This is a genomic window from Alloalcanivorax gelatiniphagus (genome assembly GCF_005938655.1).
Classification (GTDB): Bacteria; Pseudomonadota; Gammaproteobacteria; order Pseudomonadales; family Alcanivoracaceae; genus Alloalcanivorax; species Alloalcanivorax gelatiniphagus.
In genome coordinates this window covers 1-11,626 of record NZ_VCQT01000025.1, presented here as the reverse complement: position 1 = coordinate 11,626, position 11,626 = coordinate 1, and the positions used below count along the sequence as shown (strand labels likewise).

The following is an 11,626-nucleotide window of genomic DNA, read 5'->3' as shown; positions in this document are numbered from 1 at the left end:
GGAGGGGGCGGATGCGGCAAAACGCCCCAAGCGGCGTGGCAAAGCGCCACGTCGGAAAGTCAGTTACGGTTGGGATAGGCGGAAATGACACCGGCGTTACAGCGGAAACGCCGTATCGCCCGGAGACGCCGGGCGCCGGAGCGAGACTTTCCGTGTGTTCAGCCCGTGTGTTCAGCGTGTTCAGCATCGGCGGTGCGTCAGCGCCACCGATGCTTTCAAGAAACCGTCAGTGCAATACGTCCTCGTCGTCTTCCAGCCCGAAGAAGTCGTAGTCGTTCAGCTCGCGCTTGAGACGACGTTCCTCCAGGCGATCCTCGATACGATGGCGCATGTCCATATTGAAACCGCGGGCGCGGGCCGCCTTCTCTTCCTGGACATCCTCTTCCAGGTCATCTTCCACTTCATAGTCATCATTCATCAGCAACTCATCCGACTCATATTCTGTCTCAGCGCGTCGGTTACTCATGGTCGCCTCCTTCACCAAATTGGGAACGGCCTCAAACAACCGGGTGCCAAGGAGCCGAACCGGGCGACGGTGGAGAGAGTGCTTGTCGCCGGTCGTTTTCCTGACCACCTCAGCGCCTATATAACGTCTGTTTTTCGTCCAGACAAGCCTTTTTTGATGAAAACCGATGACCGGAAAAAGCGATCCGGTCACGGCCCGGCGCGCACCGCCGATGACGCCTGGTTTAGCGCCGGGCCGGCGGCAATGTGATGGGCGTCATAGCCCCGGTGCCGCTGGTCCGGGAAACGGTGGATTGCACCCGGCGCCCTTTGTAAGCTGACCGGACGGCACGCCGCCGGCGCGCCGCCGGGTGCACTGGGGAGATCATAGGAAAATGGCGGAATGGCTTATCGTGGCCGGCATCAGCCTGCTGATCATGGCCACGGTGGGGCTGGTCAGACAGGCCGGTGCCCACGGTCACAGCACGCTGCTTTTTCTGTTGCCGCTGGCCGGCTGGCGCCAGGTGCAGGAACACTGGGGCCACTATGGCCTGCTGGCATTGCTGCGGGTGCTGGGGCTGGTGTGCCTGCTCACCGGCGCCGGCCTGTTCTATGTGCAGCGCGTGATGCTGGCGCCGGCGGTGGCGCCGGGGCAGGTGCTGCGCGGCGCCACCGACACCGTGGCCACCTCCTTCGTGCAGTCGCCGGAGGCCAGCCTGCTGATGGTGCGCGGTGAGGGCAAGCCCCTGGCCGGACGCCTGCGCGGCGCTGCCCTGGATGCCGCCGCCCGGGTGACCCTGATCAACGGCGTGCTCAGTGTGCAGGAAGGGGAGGGCTTTCTGCCGGAGCGTTCGCTGAGCATTCTGCTCGGCTGGCCGGCGGAGGACCTGGACGAGCGCCGCACCCTGCTGGTGGACTCGGCCCAGAGCGACGGCCCGGAGATTCACCTGTCCTGGACCCCGGATGGGCAAAGCTATCCGGAAACCCGCATTTTCAAGCAGGGCTACCGCCTGGAGCTGGCGCTGGCGCCACTCGGCGACGGCCGCTTCAGCGGCGCCCTGCAACTGGCGCTGCCGGACAGTGCCAAGAGCTATCTGGTCGGTGACTTCACCGCCCACGCCGATCACCTGCGTTACCGGGACGGCCGCGTGGACCTGTTCTTCGACCACCCGGACACCCTGGCCTGGGTGGCCCGGCAGTACCTGCACACCCAGTACCCGGACGGCGCCGTGCAGAGTATCCGGGTGGAGAACGTGAACCTGAGTCGCGCCGACGGTCGCGGCCAGGTGCAGGCCCGGGTGGCGCTGCGTGACGGCACCGTGGAACGGCGCCGCATGGCGCTGGAGGAAACCTCGGCGGGCTGGGCGGTGACCCCGGGGTCGCTGGACCGGCAGGTGCTCAGCGGCGCCAGCGAGGACCGCTTCCGGGAGGCCCGGGGCCCCGACCGGGCCGACCTGGCGGCGGCGCCGGTGCGCCGGCTGGACGCCTTCGCCGAGTTGGTGGCTTACACCGGCCAGCCGGTAACCGTGGTGGAGAGCACCGGCCAGACCCGGGAAGGCCGGCTCACCCGGGTGACCGGCGACCGGCTGTGGCTGACCCTGCGCCTGGGCGCCGGCGAAGCGGAATGGACGCTGGGCGCGGAACGGGTGCGGGAGGTGCGGCTGGCCGACGGTACCCGGCTGCTGCTGCCCGCCGCCGGCCCGGGCGGCGATCAGGCGGAACCGCCGTCGACCGGTTCACCGTTGACCGGCAAGCCGCCGGCGGATGCGCGGCCCCAGGGAAATGGCGATGCCGCCCGGGCCTCCGATGACGCCGGCCCCGCGCCGGTGCTGGACGGTGCCAAACAGTTGATCGGCCGCCGGGTGACGGTGACGTTGACCAGCGGTGAGCAACACCAGGGCCTGTTGCGCGGGCTCGACCAGCGGCAACTGACCTTGGCGGTGCCGATGGGAGCGGGCAGTATGGAGTACTTCTTTCCCATCGAGGACATCGACACCCTCAAGGAGACGCCATGAAGGTTCTGGTCACCGGCGGCAGCGGTTTTATCGGGCGGGCCCTGTGCGCCCGCCTGGTCAGTGCCGGCCACCGGCCGGTGGTGCTGAGCCGCCGTCCGGCCCGGGCCCGCCCGGTGCTGCCGCCGGATACCCGGGTGGTGGCTTCCCTGGACGAAATCGCCGACCACGAGGTGCTGGACGGCATCGTCAACCTGGCCGGCGAGAACCTGTTCAGCGGCCGCTGGACCGGGCCCCGCAAGGACCGCTTGCTGGCCTCCCGGGTGCGCACCACCCGGGCGGTGGTGGAGCTGTGCCGGCGCCTGACGCACACCCCGCCGGTGCTGGTCAGCGGTTCGGCGGTGGGCTTCTACGGCGATGCCGGCGACGCGGAACTCACCGAGCACAGCTCCGCCCGCCGCAAGGATTTCGGTTACCGGCTCTGCGACAGCTGGGAACAGACCGCCCGGGAATCCCAGCGGCTGGGCATGCGCCTGTGCCTGATCCGCACCGGCGTGGTGCTGGGCCGGGACGGCGGCATGCTCGCCAAGCTGCTGCCGGTGTACCGCCTTGGCCTGGGGGCGCGGCTCGGCAACGGCGCCCAGTGGCTGAGCTGGATTCACCTGGACGATATGACCACCATTCTGATGCGCGCCCTGGAGAGCCCGGCGGTGGAGGGCATTTTCAACGCCACCGCCCCCCATCCGGTGACCCAGCGGCATTTCCACCGTGCCCTGGCCTCGGCGGTGCATCGCCCGGCGCCCTGGGTGGCGCCGGCGCCGCTGCTCAAGCTGCTGCTCGGTGAGCTGTCCGGCATGCTGCTGGGCGGCCAGCGGGTCTATCCGCGCCGGCTGGAGGACCAGGGCTTCAGTTTTCGCCACCCGGTTCTGGAACAGGCGCTGGCCGATCTGGTCGCTGACTCTTGAAATCCGTGGGGTCGGGCTTATCTTTGCAGCCAGCCTTACACACTGATTTCTGGTGGAGAACATAACGATGAGTCAGGACCGCGAAACCCGTGGTTTCCAGGCGGAAGTATCCCGCCTGCTGCACCTGATGGTGCATTCCCTCTACAGCAACCGGGAAATCTTCCTGCGGGAACTGATTTCCAACGCCTCCGATGCCTGCGACAAGCTGCGTTTCCAGGCCCTGGACGACGACAGCCTGATGGAAAACGATCCGGAACCCTGGATCCGGCTGTCGGTGAACGCCGACGCCGGCACCCTGACCATCGCCGATAACGGCATTGGCATGAGCCGCGAGGACGCGGTGGACAACCTGGGCACCATCGCCCGTTCCGGCACCGAGAAATTCCTGGCCAACCTGACCGGCGACCGCAAGAAGGACGCCCAGCTGATCGGTCAGTTCGGGGTCGGCTTCTATTCCGCCTTTATCGTCGCCGAGCGGGTGGAGGTGTTCAGCCGCCGGGCCGGCGAGCCGGCCTCCGCCGGGGTGCGCTGGGAAAGCGACGGCCAGGGCGAATTCACCGTGGAGACCGTCGAGCGCGAACAGCGTGGCACCTCCGTGGTGCTGCACCTGCGCGACGATGCCCGGGAATTCCTGGACGCCGACAAGGTGCGCTCGGTGGTGCAGCAGTATTCCGACCACGTGGCCTTTCCGATTCTGATGCCTGAACAGGCGGAAACCGGCGGCGAGGGCGAGCAGGGTGAAAGCGAATGGCGCGCCGTCAACTCCGCCACCGCCCTGTGGCAGCGGCCGCGCACCGAGGTCAGCGACGAGGAATACCAGAACTTCTACCGGCATATCAGCCACGATTTCCAGGATGCCCTGACCTGGAGCCACAACAAGGTGGAAGGCGCCCTGGAATACACCAGCCTGCTGTATGTGCCGGCCCGGGCCCCGTTCGACCTGTACCACCGTGACGCCAGCCGTGGCCTGAAACTGTACGTGCAGCGCGTGTTCATCATGGACGACGCGGAGCAGTTCCTGCCCATGTACCTGCGCTTTATCAAGGGCGTGATCGACGCGCCCAACTTGCCGCTCAACGTGAGCCGCGAGCTGTTGCAGGACTACGGCCCGGTGCGCAAGATCCGCGCCGCGCTCACCAAGCGGGTGCTGCAGATGCTCAAGAAACTGGGCAACGACCAGGACAAGTACGCCACCTTCTGGGCCCAGTTCGGTGAGGTGCTGAAGGAAGGCATCGGCGAGGACCCGGACAACCGGGAGGCCATCGCCGCCTTGCTGCGTTTCCCCTCCACCGAGGAAGGCGCCCCCGGCGCGGTGTCCCTGGACCGTTACCTGGAACGGGCCGGCGACGGCCAGGACAAGATCTACTACCTGCTCGCCGACAATCTGGACGCGGCCCGCAACAGCCCGCACCTGGAAGTGTTCCGCAAGAAAGGCATCGAGGTACTGCTGCTCACCGGCCGGGTGGACGAGTGGATGACCAACTACCTGGACGAGTATCAGGGCAAGAAACTGGTCAACGCGGCCCGGGGCCAGCTGGACATGGACGACCGGGAGGAGGAGGCCAAGGCCGCCGAGCAGGATGATCCGCTGATCAAGCGGCTGGCGGACAGCCTCGGCGACCAGGTCACCGAGGTGCGGCCCACCGGCCGGCTGGTGGAATCCCCGGCCTGTCTGGTGCTCGGCGAGGACGAACTGGGCCCGCAGCTGCGTCAGATGCTGGAGGCCGCCGGCCAGCCGGCGCCGGAGAGCAAGCCAGCCCTGGAGGTGAACCTGTCCCACCCGCTGCTGGCGCGGCTGCAGGGCATCGAGGACCAGGCCGGTTTCGACGAGATCGCCGAGCTGCTGCTGGACCAGGCGTTGCTCGCCGAGGGGCGCCTGCCCAAGGACCCGGCGGCCACCGCCCGGCGCCTCAACCGGTTGCTGCAGGCCCAGGCGGAACGCGCCTGATCGCATTTTGATCCGGCAGGTCCTATGATGCCGGAAATTTCCCGCGCGCCGCCGCCGTCAAGCACGGCCCGGCGCGCGCCGAAGCCGAGGGGCGCCGCCCGATGGAGCACAACGAACAGGACCAGAACCGACACACCGCCGCGATCCTGGGGGGTGGCAGTTTCGGGACCGCCATGGCCAGCATTCTGGCGGAAAACGGCCACTGTACCCGGCTCTGGGTGCGGGACCCGGAAACCGCCGCCGCCATCAACGAGGACCGGGAAAACCCGCGTTACCTGCCGGGCCAGTCCCTGCCCGAGGGCGTGCAGGCCACGGAAAGCCTGGATGAGGTGCTGGACGGCGCCGACCTGGTGTTCGTGGCGGTGCCTTCCAGCGCCTTCGTGGAGGTGCTGCGCCAGGCCCGTCCCAAGGTGGCCGAGGGCACCCTGGTGGTGAGCTGCACCAAGGGCATTTATGAAGACGGTTTTCTGCTGATGAGCCAGTTGCTCAAGCGGGAATGGGAGCAGGCGCGCATCGGCGTGCTGAGCGGACCCAACCTGGCCCGGGAAATCGTCGAACGGAAATTCACCGGCACCGTGATCGCCAGCCCGGACCAGGCCCTGTGCCAGACCGTGCAGACGGCGCTGGGCTGCGACTACTTCCGCGTCTACGACAACCCGGACATCTACGGCGTGGAGCTGGGTGGGGCGCTCAAGAACATCTACGCGGTGGCCTCCGGCATGGCGGCGGCCATCGGCATCGGCGAGAACAGCCGCAGCTTCATGCTGACCCGGGCGCTGGCGGAAATGAGCCGCTTCGCTGTGGAGCTGGGCGCCAACCCGCTCACCTTCCTGGGACTGTCCGGGGTAGGGGATCTGATCGCCACCTGCTCCTCGTCGCTGTCGCGCAACTACCGGCTCGGCCACGCCCTGGGCAGTGGCCAGGACCTGGACCAGGCCCTGGAAGCCCTGGGCCAGACCGCCGAGGGCCTCAACACCATCCGCCTGGTGGCCACCCGGGCCCGGCAGCTGGGCGTTTATATGCCGCTGGCCACGGCGCTCTATGAGATCATCTACGAGGGCAAGCCGCTGGACACCATGATCGCCCGGTTGATGGGCGGCGAGCACAAGCACGACGTGGAGTTCAGTTTTCACGGGGGAACCGCTTGAGACTCTATCTGTGCCGTCACGGTGAAGCCGTGGCCCAGGCTCCCACCGACGCGGAACGGCCGCTCACCGAGCGTGGCCGTCTGGAGGTGCTGGCGTTATGGCAGGATCTGCGCGCGGAGGGAATACAGGTGGAGCGGCTGATCGCCAGCCCCTACCGCCGGGCCCAGCAAACCGCCCTGTGCATCGCCCGGGCGTTCGGTGGCCAGGAGCAGGAGGCCTGCGGCTGGCTGGTGCCGGAGGCGCGTCCCCAGGCGTTTTTCGACTGGCTGATACTACAGCCGGAACAGGACAACACGGTGCTGGTCAGCCATATGCCGCTGGTGTCCCTGCTCACCGCCGCCTGGATCGGCGAGCCGACCGCGCGGCCTTCGTTCCGGGTCGGCACGGTGGCGGCGCTGGACGTGGAGGTGGCGGCGCCCGGTGGCGCCCGCCTGCTATGGATGCGCGGCCCGGGCTAGAATTGTTCGTCTTCCTTCCAGTGCTGCACCGCCACCTGGGCCTTCACATGGTCGAGGATTTCCAGCAGCGTCTGTTTCACCATCTCGTTGAGCTGTTCGCCACCGCCGCCGGACGCGATGATCAGGTCGTCGATCAGCTTGTCCAGCTGGGGCCGGTTGGCCGGTGAGCTGATGTCTTCCACCAACTGGTCCACCAGCGCGGTGCCGCTGTCGCGCACGGTTTCGCCGAGCAGGGCGATGGCGCGGGGCCCGGCCACCGGCATCCGCGCCAGGCGCTGGCCGGCGGCGGTGCGCTGCACCGCTTCGTCGGTGAGATAAACCAGGTATTCGCCGAGCCGGTCCCGATACTGTTCGTGGCCCCGGCAAGCGGCCGCGGCCACCCGGCCGGCCACATAGTCCACCAGCTGCTCACGGCGGGGCGCCAGCACCTCGCTTTCGATGCGGTGCATCATCGGGCCGCCGGTGCGGATTTCCCGCTGCGCGCCTTCCAGCACATTGATCACCACCCGGTCGGAGATTTCCTCCATCAACACCTTGTAGTACTTGATCACGGTGCGGCCCAGATAGGTGTCGCGGAAATCCACCACACCCATCTTCTGCAGCCGGAACATCAGGCTCACCACCCGCAGAATCCGCAGCCAGCGGAAGCTTCCCACCGGAATACAGCCAAGCAGGTCGTACCAGTGTATGAACGGGTAGAAGAACCAGCGGTGATAGGTGCGCCGGCCGATGGCGAAGCCCCAGCGGATGACGAACTCGGTGAGATAGACGGTGACGAAGGCCAGATCGATTTCGAAGAAATTGGCGTGGATCTGTTCCTTGTAGAAGGTGAAGAACCCGGGTACCCCGGCGCGCAGCAATTCCTGCACCGATTCCACCCGAAAGGCCCAGTCGAACACGATCAGCGCCAGGTTGACGATCACCAGCACGATCATCACCAGGTCGATGATGAAGCCCAGGGAATCGAGCCCCGGGCGCAGCTTCTTCAGGTGGACATGAACGCTCATGAGGGCAGGTTATCGAACCGGCTCCACACCGGACAGTGGTCCGAGGGCCGTTCCATGCCGCGAATATCGTAATCCACGCCGGTGTCGGTGAGCCGTTCCAGCAGCGCCGGGGTGGCCAGCACGGTGTCGATACGCAGGCCCCGGCGCGGGTCCCGGTCGAAGCCCTTGGAGCGATAGTCGAACCAGGAGAACACGTCGTCGGTGTCCGGGAAACGGTGACGGAAGGTATCGGTCAGGCCCCAGCCCAGCAGACGTTGCCACCATTCCCGTTCCTCGGGCAGGAAGCTGGTTTTGCCTTCGCGCAGCCAGCGCTTGCGGTTGGCCTCGCCGATGCCGATATCCCGGTCGGTGGAGGAGATATTGAAATCGCCCATGATCGCCAGCTGTTCGTCCGGGCTGTGGTGCTGTTCCAGGTAGTCCTGCAGATCCTGGTAGAACTTTTCCTTGGCCGGGAATTTCACCGGATGCTCCCGGTTCTCGCCCTGGGGAAAATACCCGTTGAGCACGGTGACCGGCTTGCCGTCGGCGTCATTGAAGCGGCCGATGATCATGCGCTTCTGTGCATCCTCGCCATCGCCGGGGAAGCCGTAGCGCACCGCCTCGAGCGGCTCGCGGGTGAGCAGCGCCACGCCATAGTGGCCCTTCTGGCCAAAGTAGTAGGGGTGGTAGCCCAGGTCGCGTACCGCCTGCTCCGGAAACTCGCTGTCCTGAACCTTGGTTTCCTGCAGACCCACCAGGGTCGGCTGATACTTTTCCAGCAACGTCTCCAACTGATGGAGACGGGCGCGAATGCCATTGATATTGAATGAAATCAGCGTCATATCACCTCCGTTTGCGGCGCATTGTACACCACCGCATGGCCGGTGGTTGAATCGATCCATGAGTTTGGCCGGCGGGGAGGTTATCATCCGCGCTCGGATTGGAGGAGACAGACAATGAACGACGCCGCCCCGCGGCCCGGTCCCAAGCCGGTGCTGGCGTTTGCCCACGCCAACGGTGTTCCCGGCCATAGCTACGACACCTTTCTCGACCCCCTCCGCGACCACTACGACGTGCGCGTGGCGGAGTGCCTGGGGCAGGACCCGCGCTATCCGGTGGACGCCAACTGGGAAAGCCTGAGCCTGGAACTGGAGGCCTTTCTTGAGCCCCTGCCCAAGCCGATGATCGGCCTGGGCCACTCCATGGGGTCGGTGCTGATGTTCTGGGTGGCGCACCGCCATCCGGACTGGTTCCAGGCGCTGGTGATGCTCGACCCGCCGGTGGCCAATGGCCTCCACGGGCTGGTCTTCCGGGTGGGCAAGGCGATCGGTTTCGGGGAGGCGCTCTCGCCGGCGAAGAAGAGCAAGGGGCGCCTGGACTACTGGGCCAGCTGGGACGACGTGGAGAGCTACTTCAACTCCCGGGGCCTGTTCAAGGCATTTGATCCGCGCTCCCTGAAGCACTACCTGGAGCACGGCCTGGAACGCCACGGGGACGGCTGGCGGCTGCGCTTCCGCCCGGAGGTGGAAGTGGCGGTGTTCAATGAGACCCCCACCGGCGTCACCTCGCTGCCCCGCCTCAAGGTGCCCGGCGCTCTGATCACCGGGGAAGGGTCGCCGGACCTGTTCCAGAAGGGTGGCGCCCGCCATGCCCGGCGCCACCGCATGAAGCGGCTGTTCGCGCCGGGCAGCCACATGTACCCGCTGGAACGTCCCGAGGGCACCGCCGCCCTGGTGCTGGCCACCCTGGACGATCTGCTTGGCGCCGACCATCGGGAGCAGCGTGATGTGGCGCTCTGAGCCGCCCACGGAACGTCGCTTCCAGGTCCATGGCCAGCAACTGGCGGCGCTGCAATGGCAGGGCGAGGGCGTGCCGATCCTGGCGTTGCACGGCTGGCTGGACAACGCCGCCTCGTTCCTGCCGCTGGCGGGCAAGCTGCCAAACCCCATGGTGGCGCTGGATTTCGCCGGCCACGGCCACTCCGACCACCGGCCGCCGCACCAGGCCACCCATTACGTGGACCATGTGCGCGACGTGCTGGCGGTGGCCGACGCCCTGGGCTGGGAGCGCTTCGTACTGATGGGCCACTCCATGGGCGCCGGGGTGGCCTGCCTGTTCGCCGGCACCTTCCCGGAGCGGGTGGACAAGCTGGTGCTGATCGAGGGCCTGGGCCCGCCGGCCACCGCCGGTGGCGACGCCCCGGAGACCCTGCGCAAGGCAATCGAGCAGATGCTGACCCTGCCGGGTAAACGCAAACCGGTGTACGCCGACCCCGAACAGGCGGTGGCCGCCCGGCTGCCGGCGCTGGGCGGGCTGGAGGAAGCCTCCGCCCGGCTGCTCTGCGAACGCGGCCTGGAACCAGTGGAAGGGGGCTGGACCTGGCGCGCCGACGCGCGCCTGCGGCTGACCTCGTCGCTGCGCCTCACCGAGGAGCAGGTGGAAGGTTTCGTGCGGGCGATCCCGGTTCCGACCCTGCTGATTCTCGGCGACCAGGGGCTCGGCGGCGACGGCCGCTTCGACCATCGCATCGCCTGGCTGGCCGATGTCACCGTGGGCCGGCTGCCGGGCCGCCACCATCTGCATATGGATGACCCGGCGCCGGTGGCCACCGAGGTGCGCAAGTTTCTGGACGCCCCGGAGGCCTGATCAGGCCTCCCGCTCGAACACCATGCCGGCGGCCATCAGCCGCTCGATCAAACGCTCGCCCAGGGCCATCACCGGCGTGACCACGCCGGTGTGCGCCGGGCCGGCTTGATCCAGACCCAGCCCCATCAGGGTTTCCGAGAGCATTTTCGCGGTTTCATCGTAGCCCGGGTCGCCGCCGGCCACCCGGCAGCGCACCTCGGTGTCGCCACAGCGGCCGCGAAAACGGACCTGGAACCAGGACCGGGCCCGGGTCGCCTGATCCGGCCCTTCGCCGGCGGGCCGGCTTTTCAACAGCCGTCGCCGCAGCGGACCGATCTGCGCGGCCAGCACCAGCCCACCGACGCCGGCGGCACCGGCCATCAAGCGGGGCAGGCCGCCGGTGCGCAGATAATGGCCATAGCGAAACGACGGGCCATACTCCTCAAGGGCCTGGGCCGAGCGCAGCACCACCAACGGATCGATGGTCGGCATGGGCGCCAGCCAGCCGCCCAGTTCCTGGTCCTTATGGGGGCGGGATGACAGCGTGCCGACCCGGCGCGGATACCACTGCTTGAGGCGCACCTGCGCATCGCGCAGGCGCTGCTGGTTCTCCCGGGGCCGGGCGAATGCTTCCAGTGCCGATTGCCAGGTTCCACCGGAGAAGGAAGCGGAGAACGACACCGCCGCTTCCACCTGCACCGGGGCGTTCAAGCGGCCGCCATGGGCCCGCGCCAGCTCGCCCACGGTGAACAGGGTGCCGGCGTCATGGGGAATGGAATCGAAGCCGCAGCAATTGACGATGGCGCAGCCGGCCTTCCGGGCCGCCTCGTGGTAGCGGGGAATCAGGGTGTTCACGAACTCCGGCTCGCCGGTAAGATCGCAATAATGGGTACCCTGTTCCACGCAGGCCCGCACCAGCGGCTCGCCATGGCGCATGTACGGGCCCACGGTGGTGGCCAGCGCCCGGGGGGCGGCGGCCAGCTCGGCCAGGCTGCGCGGGTCGGCGCTGTCCGCCTCCACCAGGGCGGGGGCGTCGGCGTCGCCGCTGAGCCCGGCGGCGACCCGCTTCAGTTTGTCGCGGTTGCGCCCGGCCCGGGCCC

The 11,626-nt window shown here is 67.6% G+C and carries 11 protein-coding genes; 7 read left to right on the top strand and 4 right to left on the bottom strand.

Translation table 11 applies throughout. The features are described from left to right. Positions 1 to 226 precede the first annotated feature (226 nt). The gene (locus FGS76_RS06890) at positions 227 to 466 is read right to left on the bottom strand and encodes a PA3496 family putative envelope integrity protein (RefSeq protein ID WP_138771888.1); all 240 of its coding nucleotides are present in this window, start codon (positions 464 to 466) and stop codon (positions 227 to 229) included. Between the two features lie 373 nt (positions 467 to 839). Between FGS76_RS06890 and FGS76_RS06885 the strand changes: the two genes are divergently transcribed. The 5 genes from FGS76_RS06885 to sixA all read left to right on the top strand — a co-directional run bounded on the left by FGS76_RS06885 (position 840) and on the right by sixA (position 6,915). Then, entirely contained in the window at positions 840 to 2,459 is a 1,620-nt protein-coding gene (locus FGS76_RS06885; protein WP_138771887.1) for a hypothetical protein, read from the top strand. Continuing rightward, positions 2,456 to 3,361, top strand: coding sequence for a TIGR01777 family oxidoreductase (locus FGS76_RS06880; RefSeq protein WP_138771886.1), 906 nt, complete (start codon positions 2,456 to 2,458; stop codon positions 3,359 to 3,361). Before FGS76_RS06885 ends, FGS76_RS06880 begins: the two co-directional genes overlap by 4 nt. Before the next feature lie 67 nt (positions 3,362 to 3,428). Further along, the gene (gene htpG, locus FGS76_RS06875; protein ID WP_205717208.1) at positions 3,429 to 5,309 is read left to right on the top strand and encodes a molecular chaperone HtpG; all 1,881 of its coding nucleotides are present in this window, start codon (positions 3,429 to 3,431) and stop codon (positions 5,307 to 5,309) included. Positions 5,310 to 5,410: 101 nt separating this feature from the next. Beyond that, complete coding sequence (locus FGS76_RS06870) at positions 5,411 to 6,457, top strand: NAD(P)H-dependent glycerol-3-phosphate dehydrogenase (RefSeq protein WP_138771885.1); 1,047 nt, start codon at positions 5,411 to 5,413, stop codon at positions 6,455 to 6,457. Beyond that, positions 6,454 to 6,915, top strand: coding sequence for a phosphohistidine phosphatase SixA (gene sixA, locus FGS76_RS06865; RefSeq protein WP_138771884.1), 462 nt, complete (start codon positions 6,454 to 6,456; stop codon positions 6,913 to 6,915). Before FGS76_RS06870 ends, sixA begins: the two co-directional genes overlap by 4 nt. On the opposite strand, the gene FGS76_RS06860 is transcribed toward sixA, so the two are convergent. Together FGS76_RS06860 and xthA are read right to left on the bottom strand one after the other, a co-directional pair. Further along, on the bottom strand, positions 6,912 to 7,922 hold the full coding sequence (locus tag FGS76_RS06860; protein ID WP_138771883.1) for an ion transporter: 1,011 nt from the start codon (positions 7,920 to 7,922) through the stop codon (positions 6,912 to 6,914). The two genes, sixA and FGS76_RS06860, sit on opposite strands and share 4 nt — an antisense overlap. Beyond that, on the bottom strand, positions 7,919 to 8,743 hold the full coding sequence (gene xthA, locus FGS76_RS06855) for an exodeoxyribonuclease III (RefSeq protein WP_138771882.1): 825 nt from the start codon (positions 8,741 to 8,743) through the stop codon (positions 7,919 to 7,921). Before xthA ends, FGS76_RS06860 begins: the two co-directional genes overlap by 4 nt. Before the next feature lie 114 nt (positions 8,744 to 8,857). Here xthA and FGS76_RS06850 point away from each other — a divergent pair, with 114 nt between their 5' ends. Both FGS76_RS06850 and FGS76_RS06845 read left to right on the top strand, forming a co-directional pair. Then, on the top strand, positions 8,858 to 9,700 hold the full coding sequence (locus FGS76_RS06850) for an alpha/beta fold hydrolase (RefSeq protein WP_138771881.1): 843 nt from the start codon (positions 8,858 to 8,860) through the stop codon (positions 9,698 to 9,700). Continuing rightward, the gene (locus FGS76_RS06845; protein ID WP_138771880.1) at positions 9,687 to 10,547 is read left to right on the top strand and encodes an alpha/beta fold hydrolase; all 861 of its coding nucleotides are present in this window, start codon (positions 9,687 to 9,689) and stop codon (positions 10,545 to 10,547) included. Before FGS76_RS06850 ends, FGS76_RS06845 begins: the two co-directional genes overlap by 14 nt. Here the strand turns inward: FGS76_RS06845 and FGS76_RS19435 are convergent. Beyond that, a partial coding sequence (locus FGS76_RS19435; protein ID WP_170214418.1) for a saccharopine dehydrogenase family protein occupies positions 10,548 to 11,626 on the bottom strand: 1,079 nt, incomplete at its 5' end.